The sequence below is a fragment of the Jejubacter calystegiae genome, from assembly GCF_005671395.1.
In the GTDB taxonomy this organism is placed as follows: domain Bacteria; phylum Pseudomonadota; class Gammaproteobacteria; order Enterobacterales; family Enterobacteriaceae; genus Jejubacter; species Jejubacter calystegiae.
Window position 1 is genome coordinate 4,947,272 of record NZ_CP040428.1, and the last position, 21,181, is coordinate 4,968,452.

Here is a 21,181-nt window from a genome sequence, read left to right on the forward strand (position 1 = left end):
ATTCACGACCCAGGGCGGCTACACTCCCGGTTACCTTCCGGCAACGAACCCTGTCGCCGGTGGGTTGTCATAAAAGAAGACGCTGATTACACAGGATAGAGGCTATGTTCAGGCAGTTGAAAAAAACACTGGTTGCCACCCTCATTACCGCCATGATGGCGGGTCAGACTGCGCCGGCCTTCGCTGATAGCGCCACGGACCAGTTGCCGGATATCGGAACAACCGCCGCAAGCACGCTCTCCATCGCCCAGGAGATGCAGATGGGCGACTTTTATATTCGCCAGTTGCGCGGTAGCGCCCCGCTGATTAATGACCCGCTGCTCCAGCAGTATATTAATCAGTTGGGCATGCGCCTGGTGAACCACGCCCATTCGGTGCGCACGCCGTTCTACTTTCACCTGATCAGCAACGATGAAATCAACGCCTTCGCCTTTTTCGGCGGTAATGTCGTCCTGCATTCAGCGCTGTTTCGCTATGCCGATAACGAAAGCCAGCTGGCCTCGGTCATGGCTCACGAAATCTCCCACGTCACCCAGCGCCATCTGGCACGCGCCATGGAAGATCAGAAGCGCTATGCGCCGCTGACCTGGGTCGGCGCACTGGGATCGATTCTGCTGGCGATGGCCAGCCCCCAGGCCGGGATGGCGGCTATGTCCGGCACCCTGGCCGGTAGCCGTCAGGGGATGATAAGCTTCACCCAGCAGAACGAACAGGAAGCCGATCGCATCGGCCTGCAGGTACTGCAGCGTGCCGGGTTTGATCCCCAGGCAATGCCTGCGTTTCTGGACAAGCTGCTCGACCAGGCCCGCTACTCCAGCCGCCCACCGGAAATTCTGCTGACTCACCCCCTGCCGGAAAGCCGTCTTTCCGATACCCGCAACCGCGCCAATCAGATGCGTCCGGTGGTCGTTCAGTCATCGGAAGCCTTCTATATGGCGAAGGTACGCGTGCTGGGCATGTATAACACCGGCCGCAACCAGCTCACCGGCGAGCTGCTGGATAGTCTGGATAAAGGTAACGTGCGTCAGCAGCACGCCGCCCGCTATGGCCGGGCCCTACAGGCGATGGAAAACAAAAACTACGCCGAAGCCTGGCGTCAGCTCCAGCCGCTGCTAAGCGCCAGCCCGAACAACCCCTGGTATCTCGATCTCGCCACAGATATCGATCTGGGTCAGAACAAAGCGGCCTCGGCCATTAGCCGCCTGAATGGCGCTCCGGGGCTAAAAACCAACCCGGTGTTGCAACTTAACCTGGCGAACGCTTACGTTCAGAGCGGGCAGTCCGCCAAAGCCGCCACTATTCTTAACCGCTACACCTTCTCGCACCGCGACGATACCAACGGCTGGGATCTGCTGGCCCAGGCTGAAGCCGCCCAGGGCAGTCGCGATCGGGAACTGGCCGCTCGTGCCGAACTGCTGGCGCTGCGCGGTCAGTTGGATCAGGCCATTACGCTATTAAGCAGCGCCAGTAGCCAGGTGAAGGTTGGGAGTTTGCAGCAGGCGCGTTACGATGCGCGTATCGATCAACTGCGTCAGATGCAGCAGCGTTTCCGTCAGTATCAGAAGAACAGCTAAGGAGTTAATCAGGCATGTCTAGTACCGTTACCATCTACCACAATCCCCGCTGCTCCAAGAGCCGGGAGACCCTCACCCTGCTGAAGGAAAACGGCGTTGAACCCGAAATCGTGCTCTATCTGGAAACGCCGCCGGATGCAGCCACCATCAGTAAGCTACTGAACATGCTGGAATTCGAAAGCGCCCGCAGTCTGATGCGTCAGAAAGAGGATCTGTACAAGACGCTGAATCTGGGCGACGCCTCTCTTAGCGAGGCGCAGCTGATTCAGGCCATGGTGGAAAATCCGAAGCTTATCGAACGCCCCATTGTGGTTAAGGGCGATAAAGCGCGCATTGGTCGACCGCCGGAACAGGTACTGGAACTGCTGGCCTGATAGCGGTTACAGATTAAGAATCTCTTTCACGAACGGAATGGTCAGCTTGCGCTGCGCGGTAATCGAGGCGTGGTCAAGCTGATCGAGCGTCATAAACAGCGTACGCATTTCGCGATCCAGCCTTTTGAGCAGAAAACGCCCCACGTCTTCCGGCAGTTCAAAACCGCGCTGCCGGGCGCGCAGCTGCAGTGCCTGAAGCTTGTCGTTATCAGAAAGCGGTTGCAGCCGGTAGATCTGCCCCCAGTCCAGGCGCGATGCCAGATCCGCCAGCTGCAGATTAAGCTGGCGCGGCGGGCGATCGCCGGTGATCAGCAGCCGGGTGTTGCCGGACTCCAGAATGCGATTATAGAGGTTAAAGATCGCCATCTCCCACAGCTCATCCCCGGCGATGCATTCAATATTATCGATGCAGACCAGCGACAGTTGCTCCATCCCTTCCAGTACGTCAGGCACAAACCAGGTCCGCTTATCCAGCGGGACATACCCCACCGCTTCGCCACGCAGGGAAAGCTCGGCACAGGCGGCGTGCAGCAGATGGCTGCGGCCTCCTCCTTCCCGGGACCAGAAGTAAATGTAACCGCTGTGTTCCTGATGCAAAACGTTCTGTAGCGCAGCGAGCAAGGCAGGATTATCGCCCGGCCAGAAACTGGCGAACGTCTCGTCGTCAGGAAGATAGAGCGGCAAAGAGAGCTGAGCCGGTGTGTTCAGAGGGACCTCAACCAGAACTTGCGAAAAAATCGCGAGGAAGTTTACCACAGTTTAGCGAAAGGATTGAAGCTGGCCCGCGCAAGCGGCGGGCCAGATTGCACAAGGATCAAGCGTGCGGAGCCTGTTGCTCGTCGTCGTCCGCCTCCAGTACCGTCTCTTCCGGGCGCAGAATGCTAATCACCTTGAAGATCAGGCTCAGGGCGATACCCACCACGGTCGCCAGCGCCATGCCTTTCAGCTCTGCGGCACCGATGTGAATCTTAGCGCCGCTAACGCCGATAATCAGAATGACCGAAGTCAGGATCAGGTTCTGAGCCTTGCTGAAGTCCACTTTAGATTCAATCAGCACCCGAATACCGGAAGCGCCAATCACCCCGTAAAGCAGCAGGGAGACCCCGCCCATGACCGGTACCGGGATAATCTGGATCGCCGCCGCCAGTTTACCGATGCAGGAGAGCAGAATAGCCAGGATAGCCGCACCGCCGATCACCCAGGTGCTGTACACCTTAGTGATCGCCATAACGCCGATGTTCTCGCCGTAGGTGGTATTCGGCGTCGAGCCAAAGAAACCGGAGAACATGGTGGAAAAACCGTTGGCAAACATCGAACGGTGCAGGCCCGGATCGCGCACCAGATCCTTGCGCACGATGTTTCCGGTCACCACCAGATGGCCGACGTGCTCGGCAATCACCACCAGCGCCGCGGGCAGAATCGTCAGCACGGCAAACCACTCGAATTTCGGGGTATAGAAGGTCGGCAGCGCAAACCAGTGAGCTTCACGGATCGGCGTAATGTCCACCACGCCCATACAGAAGGAGAAGGCATAGCCCACCAGCACGCCGATCAGAATCGGGATAATCGCCAGGAAACCGCGGAAGAGAACCGAACTAAAGACCGTGACGCCCAGGGTTACCATCGCAATGGAAAGCGTGGTGCCGTCCACTGACTGACCGTCAGCAGGCAGCATGCCCGCCATATTGGCGGCAACGCCCGCCAGCTCCAGGCCGATCACCGCCACAATGGCCCCCATCGCCGCAGGCGGGAACATCACATCCAACCAGCCGGTGCCCGCCTTCTTCACAATCAGCGCCACCAGGCAGAACAGCGCGCCACAGGCGATAAAGCCGCCCAGCGCCAGTTCATAGCCCAGCGGCAACAGCAGCAGTACCGGTGAAATAAAGGCAAAGCTGGAGCCCAGATAAGCAGGGATCTTCCCTTTACAGATAATCAGATACAACAGCGTGCCGATGCCGTTGAATAGCAGGACCGTTGCCGGATTGATATGGAACATAATCGGCACCAGTACGGTGGAGCCGAACATGGCGAACAGATGCTGCAGACTGAGTGGGAGCGTCTGTAACAGCGGCGGTCTTTCACTCACCCCGATAGCACGGCGCGTCATAGCAATATCCTCTGTGTGATAAACGAAGAAAGAAAATCCAAAAAAAAGCCGACTGTTAAAGTCGGCTGAATAAATTATTTAGTACCAAATATCTTGTCCCCGGCGTCGCCGAGGCCCGGAATAATGTATCCGTGTTCGTTGAGCCCCTGATCGATGGAGGCGGTGTAAACCTCTACGTCCGGGTGTACTTTCTCCAGCGCCGCCAGACCTTCCGGCGCCGCTACCAGCACCAGCACCTTAATATTGTGGCAGCCCGCTTTTTTCAGCAGGTCGATAGTGGCGATCATCGAGCCACCAGTCGCCAGCATCGGGTCCACCACCAGCGCCATACGCTCGTCGATATGCGAGGCCAGTTTCTGGAAGTAAGGCACCGGCTCCAGGGTCTCTTCATCGCGGTAAACGCCTACCACGCTGATGCGCGCGCTGGGTACGTTTTCCAGCACCCCGTCCATCATGCCAAGACCGGCACGCAGAATCGGCACTACGGTGATCTTTTTACCTTTGATCTGTTCTATTTCCACCGGGCCGTTCCAGCCTTCGATAGTCACCGTTTCGGTTTCCAGAGCGGCAGTGGCTTCATAAGTCAGCAGGCTTCCGACTTCCGAGGCGAGCTCACGAAAACGTTTAGTGCTGATGTCCACATCACGCATCAGACCCAGTTTGTGTTTCACGAGTGGGTGTTTCACTTCCACAATCTTCATGCTCTATCTCCCCAAAATGCGTCAGCCATAAAAAAAATCGCCGGATTATACCGCTTTTTTGCCGCTGCGCCATCACTAAGGCGCACGATCGGGATCAATCGATTCCGGATCAGTATAGAGCAGAGCCCTGTTTCAGCGCCCTGCTTCCTTAGCGCGTTTTTCATTACCGGAAGGGCTCGCAAACGTTTGCCTGGACTGTTAGAATCACCGCGATTTTTTCTACCGCGCTGGAACCTTTTTTATGACCAATAAAACCTCTCTCAGCTATAAAGACGCCGGTGTTGATATCGATGCGGGCAATGCACTGGTCGACCGAATTAAAGGGGTGGTGAAGAAAACCCGCCGCCCGGAAGTGATGGGGGGGCTTGGCGGCTTTGGCGCACTGTGCGCCCTGCCGCAGAAATACCGCGAGCCGGTGCTGGTTTCCGGCACCGATGGCGTTGGCACCAAGCTGCGGCTGGCGATGGATCTGAAGCGTCATGACACTATCGGCATCGATCTGGTGGCCATGTGCGTCAATGACCTGGTGGTTCAGGGGGCAGAGCCGCTGTTCTTCCTTGATTACTATGCGACGGGCAAGCTGGACGTAGATACCGCAGCAAGCGTCGTCGGCGGCATCGCCGAAGGTTGTCTGCAGGCTGGCTGTGCGCTGGTTGGTGGTGAAACCGCTGAAATGCCCGGCATGTACCACGGCGAAGATTATGACGTGGCCGGTTTCTGCGTCGGCGTGGTAGAGAAATCAGAAATTATCGACGGAACCAAAGTGGCCGACGGCGACGTGCTGATCGCCCTGGGATCCAGCGGCCCGCACTCCAACGGTTACTCGCTGGTACGTAAGATTGTCGAAGTCAGCGGCTGCGACCCGCTCACTACCCAGCTCGACGGCCAGCCGCTGGCGGACCATCTGCTGGCGCCGACCCGCATCTACGTGAAATCGGTGCTTAAGCTTATCGAACAGTGCGACGTTCACGCCGTCGCCCACCTGACTGGCGGCGGTTTCTGGGAAAACATTCCGCGCGTTCTGCCGGATAATACCCAGGCCGTTATCGATGAATCCAGCTGGCAGTGGCCGGCGGTGTTCGACTGGCTCCAGCAGGCGGGCAACGTCAGCCAGCACGAAATGTATCGCACCTTTAACTGCGGCGTAGGCATGGTCATCGCCCTGGCGCCTGACGAAGCCGAAAAAGCCATCGCCCTGCTTAATGCAGAGGGTGAAAAGGCGTGGAAAATCGGTATTATCAGGGCCTCTGACTCTGAACAACGCGTGGTTATTGGGTAATGAAAAAGATTGTGGTGCTTATTTCTGGCAGTGGAAGCAATCTGCAGGCGATTATCGATGCCTGCCAGCAACGACGGATTGATGGCACCATTGAGGCGGTATTTAGCAATAAGGCCGATGCTTACGGTCTTGAGCGCGCTCGCGCGGCAGGTATCGCCGCGTTTGCGCTCTCGCCTGGCGACTATCCGGATCGTGAAGCCTATGATCATGCGCTAATGACGCAGATTGATGAGCACGCGCCCGATCTGGTGGTACTGGCGGGCTATATGCGTATTCTTAGCCCGGCTTTTGTGGCCCATTATCGTGGTCGCCTGCTCAATATCCACCCTTCCCTACTGCCGAAATATCCCGGCCTGCATACCCACCGTCAGGCGCTGGATAACGGCGATCGCGAACACGGCACTTCGGTACACTTCGTCACCGAAGAGCTGGACGGCGGTCCGGTGATCCTCCAGGCCAACGTGCCCATCTTTGAAGGCGACGACGAAGAGACCGTTATCGCCCGGGTTCAGCACCAGGAGCACGCCATCTACCCGCTGGTGATCGGCTGGTTTATGGATGGCCGTCTGGCTATGCGCGATAATGCCGCCTGGCTGGACGACCAGCCCCTGCCTTCCCGGGGCTACGCCGCCGACGAATAACCACTCTCCTTCCCTCCCGGGAAGGAGAGTCTTGTCTGATACTTCTGCCTGGCGTTGGACATACCCGGATATTGCTCGCCATAATAAGCGCCGAGACGGATTTTCCACGTCCGGAAACGGGAACCAACCAAACGGAGTGTGAGTCGCATGGGTCAGGAAAAGCTGTACATTGAAAAAGAGCTAAGCTGGTTATCGTTCAACGAACGCGTACTTCAGGAAGCGGCGGACAAATCAAACCCGCTCATTGAGCGCATGCGTTTTCTGGGCATCTATTCCAATAACCTGGATGAATTTTACAAGGTACGCTTCGCTGAACTGAAACGGCGGATCCTGATTAACAAGGTTCAGGGTACCCACTCCAACTCCCGCCATCTGTTAACCAGAATCCAGAACCGGGTGCTCAAAGCCGATCAGGAGTTCGATGGGCTGTATAACGATCTGTTATTGGAGATGGCGCGTAACCAGATCTTCCTGATTAACGAACGTCAGCTTTCTGCCAACCAGCAAAACTGGCTGCGTCACTACTTCAAACACTATCTGCGCCCGCACATTACGCCGATCCTGATTACCCGGGAAACCGATCTGGTGCAGTTCCTGAAGGATGACTACACCTACCTGACGGTGGAGATCATTCGCGGTTCAGAGATTAAGTATGCGTTGCTGGAGATCCCCTCCGATAAAGTGCCGCGCTTCGTCAACCTGCCGCCGGAAGCGCCGCGTCGGCGTAAGCCGATGATTCTGCTGGATAACATCATGCGCTACTGCCTGGATGAGATCTTTAGCGGCTTCTTCGACTACGACACGCTGAACGCCTACTCCATGAAGATGACCCGCGACGCCGAATATGAGCTATTGCATGAAATGGAGTCAGGGATGCTGGAGCTGATGTCTTCCAGCCTGAAGCAGCGTCTGACCGCCGAACCGGTGCGCTTCGTTTATCAGCGCGATATGCCGGACGCCATGGTGCAACTGCTGGCCGACAAACTGTCGATCTCGCGCTATGACTCCATTATTCCCGGCGGTCGCTATCACAACTTTAAGGACTTCATCGACTTCCCCAACGTAGGTAAAGCCAACCTGGTGAATAAGCCTATGCCGCGCCTGCGTCATATCTGGTTCGACAGGTTCCGTAATGGCTTCGACGCCATTCGCGAGCGCGATGTGCTGCTCTACTATCCGTACCATACCTTTGAGCACGTGCTGGAATTACTGCGCCAGGCCTCCTTCGATCCGAGCGTTATCTCCATCAAAATCAATATTTACCGGGTCGCCAAGGATTCACGCATTATCGATTCGATGATCCATGCCGCCCACAACGGCAAAAAGGTGACTGTGGTGGTGGAGCTCCAGGCGCGCTTCGACGAAGAGGCCAATATTCACTGGGCCAAACGTCTGACCGAAGCCGGAGTCCACGTGATCTTTTCGGCCCCGGGGCTGAAAATTCACGCCAAACTGTTTTTAATCTCCCGCCGCGAAGGGGAGCAGGTGGTACGCTACGCCCATATCGGTACCGGCAACTTCAACGAAAAGACCGCGCGCCTGTATACCGACTATTCGCTGCTGACCGCCGATGCCCGCATCACGGGCGAGGTGCGTCGGGTGTTTAACTTTATTGAAAACCCCTACCGGCCGGTGAGTTTCGACCACCTGATGGTTTCGCCGCAAAACTCGCGCCGCCTGCTCTACGAACTGGTGGATAACGAAATCGCCAACGCCCAGCAGGGGCTGCCGTCGGGCATTACCCTGAAGCTGAATAACCTGGTCGATAAAGGTCTGGTGGATCGGCTGTACGCCGCTTCCAGCTCCGGGGTACCGGTAAATCTGCTGGTGCGAGGTATGTGTTCGCTGATCCCTGACCTGGAGGGTATTAGCGAAAATATCCGGGTAATCAGCATCGTCGATCGTTATCTGGAACACGACCGGGTCTACATCTTTGAAAACGGGGGCGACAAAAAAGTCTTCCTCTCTTCAGCAGACTGGATGACGCGTAACATCGATTACCGCATCGAGGTCGCCGTTGCCCTGCTCGATCCGCGCCTGAAGCAGCGGGTACTGGACATTATCGCCATTCTGTTTAGCGACACCGTTAAAGCGCGCATCATCGACAAAGAACTCAGTAATCGCTATGTACCGCGCGGCAATCGCCGTAAGGTCCGCTCGCAACAGGCGATTTATGAATACATCAAATCTCTGGAACAGCCTGAATAATACCTATGCCGATCACTCAACAAGCCCCCCGACCACAGGAGTTCGCTGCGGTCGATCTCGGCTCCAACAGCTTTCACATGGTCATCGCCCGGGTGGTGGATGGCGCCATGCAGATCATCGGTCGTCTTAAGCAGCGCGTTCATCTGGCCGATGGTCTGGACGCCGACAACATCCTGAGCGAAGAGGCCATGGAGCGTGGCCTGGCCTGCCTGGCGCTGTTCGCCGAGCGGCTACAGGGATTCAGCGCCGCCAATGTCTCTATCGTCGGCACCCACTCCCTGCGTCAGGCGGCCAATGCGGCGGAGTTTCTGAAACGCGCCGAGGCGGTGATCCCCTACCCCATCGAGATCATCTCCGGTAACGAAGAGGCTCGCCTGATCTTTATGGGCGTGGAGCATACCCAGCCGGAAAGGGGCCGCAAACTGGTGATCGACATCGGCGGCGGCTCTACTGAACTGGTGATCGGTGAAAACTTTGAACCGCGTATGGTAGAAAGCCGACGCATGGGCTGCGTCAGCTTCGGGCAAAACTTCTTTCCGGAAGGCGAAATTTCCCCCGTGCGCTTTAACCGCGCCCGACTGGCCGCCACCCAAAAGCTGGAGAATCTGGCCTGGCAGTACCGCATTGAAGGCTGGAACGTGGCGCTGGGCGCTTCCGGTACCATCAAAGCGGCTCATGAGGTGCTGCTGGAGATGGGTGAAAAGGATGGACTGATCACGCCGGAACGCCTGGAGATGCTGTGTCACGAAGTCCTGAAATACAAGCGCATCAGTTCACTCAAACTACCAGGACTGTCTGACGAGCGTCGGGCGGTTTTCGTACCCGGGCTGGCGATTCTGTGCGGCGTTTTCGACTCGTTGCGCATTAAAGAGCTGCGTCTTTCCGATGGCGCCCTGCGCGAGGGGGTGCTTTATGAAATGGAAGGCCGTTTCCGCCATCAGGATATTCGTAGCCGCACGGCCCAGAGCCTGGCAAGCCAGTACAATATCGACAGCGAACAGGCGAAGCGGGTGCTGGAAACGACTCTGCGCATGTTCGAGCAGTGGCAGGCGCAGAATCCTAAGCTTGCCAACCCGCAGATGGCGGTACTGCTCCAGTGGGCCGCCATGCTGCACGAAGTGGGGCTCAATATTAATCACAGCGGACTGCACCGCCACTCGGCCTATATCCTTCAACACAGCGACCTGCCCGGCTTTACCCAGGAGCAGCAGGCGTTAATGGCGACGCTGGTGCGCTATCACCGCAAAGCCATTAAGATTGACGAGCTACCGCGCTTTACGCTGTTTAAAAAGAAGCAGTTTATTCCACTGATTAAGCTGCTGCGCCTGGGGGTGCTGCTGAATAACCAGCGTCAGGCCTCCACGTCGCCGCCCACGCTGGTGCTGGAAACCGACGATCACCACTGGACCCTGCGCTTTCCCCATAACTGGTTCAGCCAGAACGCGCTGTCGCTGCTGGATCTGGAAAAAGAACAGCTGTACTGGCGCAATGTCACCGGCTGGAAGCTGAAAATAGAGGAAGAGTCGGCGCCTGACGCCTGAGAAAATCCTGGGCTGCCACTGAGGCAGCCCTCAGATTGATAACAAAGAGGGAAAAAACGTGGTTTTTCCCTCTTTGTGGTTATCAGCCGAAAATCAATGAATTGATTTTCCGTGTTTATTTTTCTGGTGATTCTGGCCGAACGCGTTCGGGCCAGGTTTTTCATCAGTCTCAGGGCTGCCACTGGGGCAGCCCTTATGTTATTTCCCTTGTATCAGCGCTTCCAGAGGCAGAGGGCGCCCAATCGCCCACCCCTGCATATAGTCAATGCCCAGCTTGCGTATGGCCTCACGAATCTCGTCGGTTTCGACCGATTCGGCCACCAGCTGCATCTTCTTGGTACGCGCCAGCTGGCAGATGGAGTCCACAATCTGATAATCGAGGCTGCTAACCAGTAAATTGCGGATAAAGCTGCCATCGATTTTCATGATATCCGCGTTCAGATCGCGCAGCCGCGCATAGCTGGCGTAGCCGGTACCAAAATCATCAATCGCCACCCGACACCCCATGTGCTGCAATGCAGAAAGGGTGCGACTGGCCTGCTCTACGTTGGTCAGAGAGTGGCTTTCGGTCACTTCAAACACCAACTGCCACGCCTGTACGTCATAGCGTTTCAGCAGACGCTGAACGTCATTCACAAAGCGCGGTCGACACACCGATGACGGTGTCAGATTGACCGAGAAACGACAGGCAGGCAGCGCATCGCGATAGTCGGAGATAAAGGCCATGCTCTTTTCCAGCACCCACAGATCGATCTTCGATGACAGGCCGAACTCGTGGGCCACCGGCAGGAAACAGTCCGGTTCGACAACCTCGCCGTTTTCATCTTTCATCCGCAGCAATATCTCATGATAGGTATCGCCGCGTACCCCCTCGATAGGCTGCGCCAGCAGGAAGAAACCATCATGATCCAGCGCCTGCTGAAGCTGGTTCATCATATCCACTTTGCTCTTCACCGCCTTCTGTACGTGGCGAGCGCCATAGAGTTGAAGGCTTTCCGGATGGCCGGTGTGTACGGAGTGATCCGCCATGGTGCCGAGCTCCCCCAGCAGCAGATGATGATGAGCCACCGGAGCGCGCACATAGCTGTAGCTAATACCCACCTGGAGCTGAAACGGCATGCCGTCCCAGCTGAAGCGGAACTGCCTGATCTGCTCATCCAGCGCTTCGATACGCTCTTTCTGGGTTTCGCCATTCAGGCGTAACGCCAGTTCGTCACTGGACAGATGATAGAGTTGCTCCCCTTCCTGCAACATCCCGCTTAACCAGTTCGCCATCTCCTGCTTAAACGTGATGCGCAGCAGCATACCGTAGTTACGGCTCAGCAGTTCGAGCTCCGGGAAGCGCAGCAGACACAGCATAGAACCGGCGTGACCGTTCAGATCCCGGTTCAGGGCGCGCAGGTTAGGCATCTGTACTACCGGGTCGATATAGGCCGCATAGCGTATCTTTTCGTGACTGGCGCGCTGGCGCGTGGTTACCTCCGCCATCAGATAGATGGAAAACGAAAACACCAGAAAACAGGAGCTGGTAAGCGCCATCTGATTATCATAATCCAGGCCAGGCGGTAGATAGCGGTAAAAATAGTGGCTGACAATAAGCAGCATGATCGTCCAGACCGTGGTGATAAACAGGAAACCAAAACGCATGGCCCCCCAAATCATCACCGGCAACATCAGCGTAAAGGTGTAGTTGGTATTAAAGATGGTGCTGGCGTCAGTCAGCGGCAGCAGCAGCAAGCTTAGCAACAGCAGAATACAGGCCCACCACAGCCCCAGCTCCAGTCGGGTGGTATTCGGGTGGAACTGGGCGCGCATACGCGAGAAAAAGCTGCGTGCGAAGCGGGGGTGGCGCAGGGTACGAATAATAAAGTAGCAGAACGGCAAACCGGTCAGACAGCTCACCAGCAGCGCCTGATAGTTAATCAACGTACTGATTTTCCAGGGAGTATCCCCCAACAGGCTGACCTGGGCGGCATATAAACCAAAACGGATCGCGCTCTGGTACAGCAGGAAAAAGGCGGTCGCACTACAGAACACCAGCCAGAACATGCGGGCCGCCGTCTGGTACATATTGCCGAAGTTGACGTTATTACGCCTCGGCACGAAAAGGCTGTAGCCGCCCCAGCAAATTGTGAGCATCAGCAGATAGTGCAGCGCAGAGGCAAAACCGTCAAAGCTGCCGCGCAGCGGCAGGTAGTGAAACAGAATAGACAGCACAATACCCGGCAGCGCCGCCCAGCTGAAAATCATCATCAGTGCCAACATCATCGCCGGCAACATATAGTAAAGAACAACACGAATGCCGTGCAGCTCCGTGTAAACGGAAAAATAAAATGCCAATGGGTGAATCAAAACCGGAAGAATTAACGGAAGACACCACCATTTGTTTTTATTTCGTTGGTACCAGCCAGAAAATTGCATTAGATGTCCTTCAGAATACCAGAAGCTCCATGATGGTATTTTCAGACAGGCATCCAACCTGACCGTTGTGGTGAAAAGTGGATCACAGCTCCCCCTCTCTTAAGCGAGTGCTGATTCTAGTTACTCGCTAAAAGTTAAAATTGATTAAAATCAATTTACATGGCCTGTCACGACTATTTAAGGGTATTTTTTAATACGCATCGCTTTTTTCCAGCAATCCGATTATTAATTAAAAACACTTATATAACATCTCAGACATCTGACGTTTTTTTACAGTACAAACATTGACCCGGCATTCCCGCTGTGCCCTAATGACGCTATCGCCCAAACGGGCTTACCAACAGGATCACTCAGTGACACAGTTTACCGGCACGCGAAAACGGCAGCGATCGAACAGTCGCATGATCCGCATCGTACTGCTTATTAGCTTTATCCTCTTCTTTGCCCGTTTTATTTACTCTTCTATCGGTGCATGGCATCACTATCAGGAGAAAGTCAGCGCCCAACAGACCAGCCTGAGTACCTCCCAGGACCGTATCTCACGTCAATAGCGCCAAAAACAATAGATAGCGTCAGCGCCCTGCTGTTATAACGGCCGGATCATACCCCGAACCCGTCCCCTTGAGTAAAGAATCATCGACTAATTATCGACTCATTCCAGCCCAAAAACCGCATAAGCGACGGCATCTACTCCTAACCAGGTAGTTAATCGACCTCAGCCAGCACTGCCGTTGCCTGCTGACGCAGCCACTCGCTCGCCGGATCGCTGTCTGTATGGGTCGGCCAGACCATGGCAATAGGCATCACCCGCAGCTCAAGGGGGACAGGGCTAACCGCCAGACTCAGCAACGGCGCGTAACGCCGCACAATACGCGCCGGGAGCGTCGCCAGCACCGGTGTTTGCATGGCGGCGCTCAATACAGTCAGAAACTCCGGGGCCGCCATCGCCATTTCCAGCTCAACCCCTGCCGCCTGCAGCGCCCAGTCCAGGCACCCGCGAATGCTGGCATTCTGGGATACCAGGGCATGGCGCTGGGCCAGCCAGGTTGGGCGATCTATCGGCGTTGGCAGATCCAACAATTGCGGGTTAAAACAGCTCATCAATGACTGCTCAAACAGCAAACGCCGACGATAGCGTTCACTCCCTGACTCAAAACAGCCGATAGCGAGATCGATCTCCCCTTCGTCCAGCAAGCGGTGAACCTGAGCGGGCTGCGCCGGTCGCGCCAACAGGTTAATACCTGGTGCGGCAGACTGAACCCTGGCGGTCAGCCCCGGCATCAGCAGCACCTCCATTTCGCTGGAAAATCCAATGGCAAAGGTACGACGCTCCACCTCGGGGCGAAATACTTCACGTGCCGTAATCGCAGTCTGGGCCTGTTCCAGAATCTGGTTAACCGAGGCCGATAGCGTCAACGCCCGGGCGGTGGGTCTCATCACCTGCCCCACTCTGACAAATAGCTCATCGTCAAACAGCAGCCGCAGCGTCTTCAGGTTATGGCTCATCGCCGGTTGCTGAATCTTCAGACGGGCCGCCGCACGGGTTACGCTGCGCTCGCGCATCAACGCATCGAATGCAATCAGCAGGTTCAGGTCAAACGACCATAAATTGAAATGATCAATAGAGGACATGATTTGAATCGATTTGTTCACTACAGACGCTAATCATAGACTAACGGTGACAAATTCACCAACGGAGCACAGGCTATGCACCTAAATCCCGGTTACCGAATTGGCGATATCACTATCACGCGAATTGACGAACTCTCCCTGAATGGCACCCTGCCTTCCCGGCTCTATCCGAAGCTCGATCCCCAACTGGTTGAAGAGAACCGCGACTGGCTGATGCCAGGCGATCTCGATCCTGCCAGCGGTCATTTGATCCAGAGTATTCACAGCTGGCTGGTTCGTACCCGTCACCATACCATCCTTATCGATACCGGCGCAGGCAACGATAAGCTGCGACCGCTTAACCCCCTGTTTCATCAGTTGAATACGCCATGGCTACAGCGTCTCGCTGCAGCAGGCATACAGCCGGAGCAGGTCGACTACGTACTACAGACCCACCTGCACGTTGACCACAGCGGCTGGAACACCTGCCTTATCGATGGTCGTTGGGTCCCCACCTTTCCCCGGGCGCGCTACGTTTTTCCCCAGCGTGAAGAGGAGTGGTATGCCAGCCCGGACAGCCACAACGAGGTCAATATTCCGAATCGCGGCGTATTTGAAGACAGCGTAGCGCCGGTTATCGCTGCCGGACAGGCCGAACGTATCGGCCCCGACGGGGGCGACTTCCTCGATAACTTCCAGTTTATTCCCACCCCGGGACACAGCATCGGTCATATGTCCATCGCCCTGCAATCCCAGGGAGAACAGGCGCTGTTCAGCGGCGATATCATGCATCACCCGCTGCAGATTATGGCGCCTGACCTCAATACCCTTTACTGCGAGTGGCCAGAACAGGCACAACGCTCGCGCCAACGCATGCTGACCTGGGCCACTGAGCACGACGCTCTGGTCTTTACCTCCCATTTCGCCCGTAGCTCTGTCGGCCACGTTAGCCGTCAGGGAAACGTCTTTAGCTGGCAATACGCCTGAGGAGCCCCCTATGAGCACCGTTCGCACCATTAAAGGTATCGAACTCATTGATGAAGCACTGTACGTTCCGGCGCAGCGCTCGGATATTCAACTTCATGTCCGTCACCGTCGCCCGGCGGCGATGACAACCTTCAGCCCTCAGCGCACCATCGTCCTGGTACACGGTGCCACATACTCATCAGGTAGTCTGTACGACGTTCCCTTTAACGGCATCTCGTTTCTCGACTATCTTGCTGCCGCAGGCTACGACGTCTACGCTCTGGACGTTCGGGGCTATGGCCGCTCCACCCGCCCGCCAGAGATGGATCAACCAGCCGGACAGCATCCACCGCTGGCAGGCACTGATGATGGCGTAGCCGATCTGGGCAGCGTGGTCGACTTCGTACTTAAGCACCGTCATCTTGAACAACTGAATATCTTCGGCATGTCCTGGGGCGGCACCGTCGCTGCCGCCTGGACCAGCCGTAATAACGCCAGAGTCCACAAGCTGGCGCTGGTCGCTCCCCAGTGGCTGAACGACCAACCCACCCGTATCGATAGCGGAGGCGATCCCGGCGCCTGGAGGTTGATTGCGGTGCGCGAAACCCTGAACGGCTGGCTAAGCGCCGCACCGGAACATGCCCGGGACAGGCTCATTCCCGCAGGCTGGTTCGATCAGTGGGCCGACGCCACCCTGGCCGAAGATCCCTGGAGCCAGAGCCATACGCCCGGGAAAATACGTGCCGTCAGCGGTCCCATTCAGGATATCCGTGACTACTGGCGCGTGGGCCGCAAATACTATCAACCCGCAGATATCCGCGTTCCGGTACTGCTGGTGCACGGCGAGTGGGATATCGATGTCCCGCTGGCGATTGCCAGGGTACTATTTAGCGAGCTGGAAAATGCGCCCTGGCGCCAGTGGCTGGAAATAGGCGAATCCACCCATATGCTGCTACTGGAACGTCACCGCATGCTGGCCTGGAATGCAATACGCGATTTCTATGACCGCGACTATCATCCGGAATAACCCTCAGATCTGCTCGATCGGCCCGGGATAGCGGGCCACCAGGGCATCTGCGGTCAGCAGTGTGATGCCCTCAACTGCAGCCTGGGCCACCAGCAGGCGATCGAAAGGATCCTTATGCAACCCCGGTAGCCCTTCTGTCGCCGCTACGTGCTCGCTGCTGATAGCCAGCTCGCTGTAGCCGTTATCCAGCAGGCCGCGCCGCAACACCCGGCCGTCAACCGGGAAGTCAGCGCGCCCCAGACCACGTTTGATGGCGATCTCCCACAGGCTGGCGGCGCTAAAAAATAATCTGTTTTCCCTATCGTTCAGCAGCGCCACCGACCCGGGCGATAAGCGTTCCGGCATTCCCGCCGCCCACAGCAGAACATGGGTATCCAGCAAATATTTCATTGCTCACCACCAAACAGCTTCTCAATGGTTTCATCGCCCATTCGATCGAAGTCGTCCGGAACCTGGAACCTTCCCGCCATAAAGCCTAACCGCTGCTCCTGCCCCGGCTCAGCGGCATCCAGCGCCATGACCTTTACCAGCGGCCTGCCCGCTTTGGCGATAATAAACGGCTCCCCTGCCACCGCCTGCTCAACCAGCCGCGATAGCTGTGTCTTTGCTTCATGAATATTCACAATACGCATCTCCGCCCCCGAACCTAAACTAAGTTCGGTTAGTCCGGTTTAAAAAACGCGCGAATAATAGTCGAAAATACCGACCCTTCATTCGCTCTGCCTGAAAACATTGAGCAGAGTAAATCGCGCTTTTGGGCTGCCCTGTCCAGCCTCAAAGAATAAAACCAGAAAATGTGCCGCAAAATACTCGCTGGGATTGATCCGTTGCACCGCGAATACGCTACGTCTGCCTCACGACGGGGCAGAGAAAAGAGTCCTAAAGGATACAGAATAAGCACGCCAGGCCGCGCCCGTTCAGGCTCCCGCATCGATTTCACGGTAATGGCATGGTTAATGCACCGCTGGCTCACTCTCACGAAATCGGAGCGGCGATATGACCAATACAACGTTATCGGGCGCGGTTGTTGCCAGTCAGAAAATGAAATGGATCCAACTGGCGCTGGGATTGATTTGCATGATTTCTATCTCCAGCCCGCAATATGTCTGGGCGCTTTTTACCCGTCCACTGATGGAAAAACTACAGGCCCCACTGGCGGAAATTCAGCTCACCTTTTCGCTGCTGATTATTCTGCAAACCTTCTTTTCACCATTTCAGGGACGGTTGATCGACCGCTTTGGCCCACGTCGTCTGATTACCCTGGGCACGGTACTGACCGGCATAAGCTGGATGCTGGCAGCCAGAATGAACTCCCTGACAGAGCTTTATCTTTATTACGGCGTGTTGGGCGGCCTGGGCACCGGTATTGTCTATATTGGCGTGGTTGGGCTGATGGTGCGCTGGTTCCCGGAAAAACGCGGCTTCGCGACCGGCATGGTAGCGGCGGGCTACGGTATGGGCGCTATCCTGACCACCTTCCCCATCACCACCGCGCTGGCGGCAAAAGGGCTGGAAAACACCCTGTGGCAGTTCGGCCTGCTGATGGCGGTGCTGGGGTTTATCGCCGGCCAGGGGCTGCGCGCGCCAAAACCCCAACCGGCGCAACAGGTCGATACGCCACTAAACGTCACCACCCGCAGTTTTACCCCCAGAGAGATGTTGCGCCAGCCGCTGTTCTGGCTGATGTTCGTGATGATGACCATGATGTCGACTTCCGGTCTGATGGTGACGTCGCAAATGGCTATCTTCGCCGGTGATTTTGGTATCACTTCGGTCACCATTCTGGGTATGGCGGCGCTGCCGCTGGCGATGACTATCGATCGTGTGATGAATGGTCTGACCCGACCGGTCTGCGGCTATATCTCTGACCGCATAGGCCGCGAAAAGATGATGTTTTTCGCTTTCGGTCTTGAGGGCATTGCCATGACGCTATGGCTGCTGTGCAAGGACGATCCGCTGCTGTTTGTACTGCTTTCCGGGGTGGTGTTCTTTGGCTGGGGCGAGATTTTCTCGCTGTTTCCCGCCACCCTGACCGATACCTTCGGCACCCGTTTCGCCACCACCAATTACGGCTGGCTTTATATTTCTCAGGGAATCGGCTCGATCTTCGGCGGGCCGCTGGCGGCGCTGCTTTATCAACATACCGCCAGTTGGAATCTGGTCTTCGGCTGCGCCATTACTCTGGATATTATCTGCGCCCTGCTGGCGCTGCTGGTGCTTAAGCCCTGGCGGGCGCGGTTTATTCGTGGAGCAGGAATGACCGACAATACCGCATCCCATACTGGCCAGGCTGCTGGCGCATGGGGAGTCAAAAACACCTGAGGCTCTCCTCACCCACCAGGCCCTGATGCAGGGCAGCGAAACCTGGCAGCTTATGGCGGGCAACAGGGTGATTACAGTTCGTTCACAGGGGCGTTTTAAGCCGATAACGGCACGGCTCTGGTTGCCGCCGCCGTAGCTGGGTTGGGAATCGCTTACCTACCAGATTGCCTGACCTGGCAGCATGTCGCCTCTGGCGCGCTCGTGCCGGCCATGACTCATCATCCGCCCCCTCCGGCAGGGGCATATGTTATCCGGCCACCCAACATCCTGCTCGCAAGATACGAGTTCTTACCGAGCTTCTGATCGAGTATTTCAATCAGTCACCCTACTTTGCGCAGGCGGCCCTGATATAAGCGATTGTGGGTGATGTAACAGAATAGCCCGCTGGCTCAAGCATTCCTGTTTACTTATCCGCCAGCCGTGCCAGCCACGCCGCATAGGCTTCATCTGCTCCCGGCGACAAATGCTGGCGACGGTCAGCAAACTCATCATGCATATCAAATAATTTCCAGACCAGCGGAGCCAGTCTGTCCACGGGGCTGTTTGTTTCCCTGGCTTCATGCAACAGCGCCAGACTCTGTTCCTTATATTCGGCAACCAGGTCAGAGCGGTAGTCAAATGCCTTCCCCAGTCCGGAAAGATACATTAGCTTCGGAACTTCCGCCTGCGGCCAATGCAGCGCCATCCTGAGCGGCCATTCAAGCATCGCCCGCTCTCCCCATATGGCGCTTCGGGGTATTTGCTTATTCGCAACCAGCGTCAGCATAAACGCCTGACCCAGTTCAGACAGATAAACGCCCATCATTTCTGTAGAAGGCCGCAGATAAAACGGATCCAATGGCTGTTCACGCCTTAACCCTACGTGTGCAAGCAGACGTTGCTCAAGGTCCAGAATCAGCGATCCCAGCTCTGCTTCCAGCGCCTGGCCACTTTCTGAGACCTGTTTCGTTCTTGCCGCGCAGTTCCAGAGGGTGAGCGACACTTGCCACTGCTCCTGCTCCCCTTTTCCGGAACAGCCGATTTCTCCGGTAACAAAATAATTCATCGCGGGCGGTACCAGATCGAAAAGCGCGTTACCGTCAGTCTCATTGCCGGATAATATGGGACCTTTACCTTCCACCACCTGGATATAACAACTCGACGCGTAGTGGCTCCAGTAATGCACCGCTTCAGCAAAATAAAGGGGAATAGCACGGCTCAGACGTCCAATATTGTCTTCAAGCTGCGATTCGGATTGCACAGAGCCTTCCACTATTTTTGAAAGTGCAAAGAATCCTATTTTTTGAGCGTCTTCAGGCTTGCGGCTAAAGAGCCAGTCAGCCCGATTCAAACCGTAATGCCAAATCGGTTGAGTCAGTGACAACGTTTTGATCTGCAACTCATTGGAATCGACAGCCGCGTGCTGAACATCCTGTTTACGCATCTCCTGAAAAGCCTGCGCGAACTCATCAAGATGCTGTTTAAGGGGCGCCAGACCCAGGGCATACATCCGGGCAAGCAGCTTTTCGCCTTCCTCAACCTCACCAAGCTCCTGATAAGCGCGCAGTATGTTAATGCCCGCCATGGGGTCATGCTGATGTTCGTCATAGATCGGTGCGACAAGTTCAACGATTGACGCGATTTCGCCATTCCGTCCCAGATCGCCGGAAATCATCATTAACGCACCGGCGTCGAACGCCTTACCAGCCAGCACTTCACGGTATAAGACCCGGGCTTGCTCTGTTTCGCCCTGCTCCAGATGATGGCGCGCCAGCCACAGTTGCGCTCTCCAGCTACCGGGTAAAGCTGCTGCCGTGCGAAGCGCATTCAGATATCCGGCTTCTCCCTGGCTCTCCTGCTGAAGCGTTGCCCACCAAAGCAGGCCGTTATCCTGATTCGGATCGGCCTGAATCGCCTGCCAGAGCGTTTCGCCTGCGCGGCTGTCCTCACCGCGCCCGGCAAAGACCTTAGCCAGATTAGTCAGCAGCGTTCCGGTTGCGCCGACTTTCGCAATCCCGGCACGCAGCGTGCGTTCGGCGGCATCGGATTGACCATTTTCCATTAATACAATCCCCTGAATCACATGCGCGCGTTCGGGGATGTCGTCAATTTCAACCAGACGTTCGGCAGCCGGTATCAGATCGGCAGGGAAACCATCCTCCAGGCCCGACAGAATTGCGCTATAGAGATCTGCCGCACTGTCCCACTTTTGTTGCAGAGCAGGCAAAAATACCTTGTCGCGCCACTCGCTACGCGGGATTTTCATCTGCTGTCCGTAAGCATCGTAGGCAACAATCAATGATTCATCCGCCGCCGCGGGCTCTACTGTTGAGGAATTTTTTTTACTGCTCAGGGAAGAGAGGAGACGTTTGAACATAGATATCATAGACGTGTATAGGGAATTATCACCACAAAGTGACATAAAAC

20 protein-coding genes are annotated in these 21,181 nt (G+C 56.1%); 12 read left to right on the forward strand and 8 right to left on the reverse strand.

All coding sequences use genetic code 11. The features are described from left to right. The first annotated feature begins 104 nt into the window (after window positions 1-104). Window positions 105-1,574, forward strand: coding sequence for a beta-barrel assembly-enhancing protease (gene bepA, locus FEM41_RS23220; protein ID WP_138098856.1), 1,470 nt, complete (start codon window positions 105-107; stop codon window positions 1,572-1,574). Window positions 1,575-1,588: 14 nt separating this feature from the next. After that, complete coding sequence (gene arsC / locus FEM41_RS23225; RefSeq protein WP_138098857.1) at window positions 1,589-1,948, forward strand: arsenate reductase (glutaredoxin); 360 nt, start codon at window positions 1,589-1,591, stop codon at window positions 1,946-1,948. A gap of 6 nt (window positions 1,949-1,954) precedes the next feature. Here arsC and FEM41_RS23230 read toward each other — a convergent pair whose 3' ends face one another. The 3 genes from FEM41_RS23230 to upp all read right to left on the reverse strand — a co-directional run bounded on the left by FEM41_RS23230 (window position 1,955) and on the right by upp (window position 4,759). Further along, window positions 1,955-2,656, reverse strand: coding sequence for a DnaA inactivator Hda (locus FEM41_RS23230; protein WP_241666664.1), 702 nt, complete (start codon window positions 2,654-2,656; stop codon window positions 1,955-1,957). 106 nt (window positions 2,657-2,762) lie between these two features. Next, window positions 2,763-4,058, reverse strand: coding sequence for a uracil permease (gene uraA, locus FEM41_RS23235; protein ID WP_138098859.1), 1,296 nt, complete (start codon window positions 4,056-4,058; stop codon window positions 2,763-2,765). Window positions 4,059-4,132: 74 nt separating this feature from the next. Next, on the reverse strand, window positions 4,133-4,759 hold the full coding sequence (upp, locus tag FEM41_RS23240; protein ID WP_138098860.1) for a uracil phosphoribosyltransferase: 627 nt from the start codon (window positions 4,757-4,759) through the stop codon (window positions 4,133-4,135). A gap of 241 nt (window positions 4,760-5,000) precedes the next feature. Between upp and purM the strand changes: the two genes are divergently transcribed. From purM to ppx, 4 genes are all read left to right on the forward strand, one after another. Further along, window positions 5,001-6,038 carry a phosphoribosylformylglycinamidine cyclo-ligase gene (gene purM, locus FEM41_RS23245; RefSeq protein WP_138098861.1) on the forward strand — a complete coding sequence of 346 codons (1,038 nt, stop codon included), beginning with the start codon at window positions 5,001-5,003 and terminating at the stop codon, window positions 6,036-6,038. After that, window positions 6,038-6,679, forward strand: coding sequence for a phosphoribosylglycinamide formyltransferase (gene purN / locus FEM41_RS23250; RefSeq protein ID WP_138098862.1), 642 nt, complete (start codon window positions 6,038-6,040; stop codon window positions 6,677-6,679). Before purM ends, purN begins: the two co-directional genes overlap by 1 nt. A 147-nt stretch (window positions 6,680-6,826) precedes the next feature. Continuing rightward, window positions 6,827-8,887, forward strand: coding sequence for a polyphosphate kinase 1 (gene ppk1, locus FEM41_RS23255; protein ID WP_138098863.1), 2,061 nt, complete (start codon window positions 6,827-6,829; stop codon window positions 8,885-8,887). A gap of 5 nt (window positions 8,888-8,892) precedes the next feature. Then, complete coding sequence (gene ppx, locus FEM41_RS23260) at window positions 8,893-10,428, forward strand: exopolyphosphatase (RefSeq protein ID WP_138098864.1); 1,536 nt, start codon at window positions 8,893-8,895, stop codon at window positions 10,426-10,428. Between the two features lie 198 nt (window positions 10,429-10,626). On the opposite strand, the gene FEM41_RS23265 is transcribed toward ppx, so the two are convergent. Beyond that, window positions 10,627-12,792 carry an EAL domain-containing protein gene (locus FEM41_RS23265; RefSeq protein WP_241666665.1) on the reverse strand — a complete coding sequence of 722 codons (2,166 nt, stop codon included), beginning with the start codon at window positions 12,790-12,792 and terminating at the stop codon, window positions 10,627-10,629. Here FEM41_RS23265 and FEM41_RS25015 point away from each other — a divergent pair. Together FEM41_RS25015 and FEM41_RS23270 are read left to right on the forward strand one after the other, a co-directional pair. Then, a complete protein-coding gene (locus FEM41_RS25015; RefSeq protein WP_241666674.1) occupies window positions 12,762-12,911 on the forward strand; it encodes a hypothetical protein in 150 nt (49 codons plus the stop codon). The two genes, FEM41_RS23265 and FEM41_RS25015, sit on opposite strands and share 31 nt — an antisense overlap. A 339-nt stretch (window positions 12,912-13,250) precedes the next feature. Continuing rightward, window positions 13,251-13,400 (forward strand): YfgG family protein, encoded by a 150-nt coding sequence (locus tag FEM41_RS23270; RefSeq protein ID WP_421805504.1) that lies wholly within the window; start codon window positions 13,251-13,253, stop codon window positions 13,398-13,400. A gap of 154 nt (window positions 13,401-13,554) precedes the next feature. On the opposite strand, the gene FEM41_RS23275 is transcribed toward FEM41_RS23270, so the two are convergent. Continuing rightward, window positions 13,555-14,481, reverse strand: a complete 927-nt coding sequence (locus FEM41_RS23275; RefSeq protein ID WP_138098867.1) for a LysR family transcriptional regulator — start codon at window positions 14,479-14,481, stop codon at window positions 13,555-13,557. Window positions 14,482-14,556: 75 nt separating this feature from the next. On the opposite strand from FEM41_RS23275, the gene FEM41_RS23280 reads away from it, so the two are divergent. Together FEM41_RS23280 and FEM41_RS23285 are read left to right on the forward strand one after the other, a co-directional pair. Further along, a complete protein-coding gene (locus FEM41_RS23280; RefSeq protein WP_138098868.1) occupies window positions 14,557-15,447 on the forward strand; it encodes an MBL fold metallo-hydrolase in 891 nt (296 codons plus the stop codon). A gap of 10 nt (window positions 15,448-15,457) precedes the next feature. After that, window positions 15,458-16,453 carry an alpha/beta hydrolase gene (locus FEM41_RS23285; RefSeq protein WP_138098869.1) on the forward strand — a complete coding sequence of 332 codons (996 nt, stop codon included), beginning with the start codon at window positions 15,458-15,460 and terminating at the stop codon, window positions 16,451-16,453. Window positions 16,454-16,456: 3 nt separating this feature from the next. Here FEM41_RS23285 and FEM41_RS23290 read toward each other — a convergent pair whose 3' ends face one another. After that, on the reverse strand, window positions 16,457-16,843 hold the full coding sequence (locus FEM41_RS23290; protein WP_138098870.1) for a type II toxin-antitoxin system VapC family toxin: 387 nt from the start codon (window positions 16,841-16,843) through the stop codon (window positions 16,457-16,459). Continuing rightward, the gene (locus FEM41_RS23295; protein ID WP_138098871.1) at window positions 16,840-17,085 is read right to left on the reverse strand and encodes a type II toxin-antitoxin system Phd/YefM family antitoxin; all 246 of its coding nucleotides are present in this window, start codon (window positions 17,083-17,085) and stop codon (window positions 16,840-16,842) included. Before FEM41_RS23295 ends, FEM41_RS23290 begins: the two co-directional genes overlap by 4 nt. A 364-nt stretch (window positions 17,086-17,449) precedes the next feature. Here FEM41_RS23295 and oxlT point away from each other — a divergent pair, with 364 nt between their 5' ends. Beyond that, on the forward strand, window positions 17,450-18,775 hold the full coding sequence (gene oxlT / locus FEM41_RS23300; protein WP_138098872.1) for an oxalate/formate MFS antiporter: 1,326 nt from the start codon (window positions 17,450-17,452) through the stop codon (window positions 18,773-18,775). Window positions 18,776-18,916: 141 nt separating this feature from the next. After that, a complete protein-coding gene (locus FEM41_RS25240; protein WP_206665539.1) occupies window positions 18,917-19,078 on the forward strand; it encodes a type 2 periplasmic-binding domain-containing protein in 162 nt (53 codons plus the stop codon). A gap of 100 nt (window positions 19,079-19,178) precedes the next feature. Here FEM41_RS25240 and FEM41_RS23310 read toward each other — a convergent pair whose 3' ends face one another. After that, entirely contained in the window at window positions 19,179-21,131 is a 1,953-nt protein-coding gene (locus FEM41_RS23310) for a tetratricopeptide repeat protein (RefSeq protein ID WP_138098873.1), read from the reverse strand. Window positions 21,132-21,181: the final 50 nt, after the last annotated feature.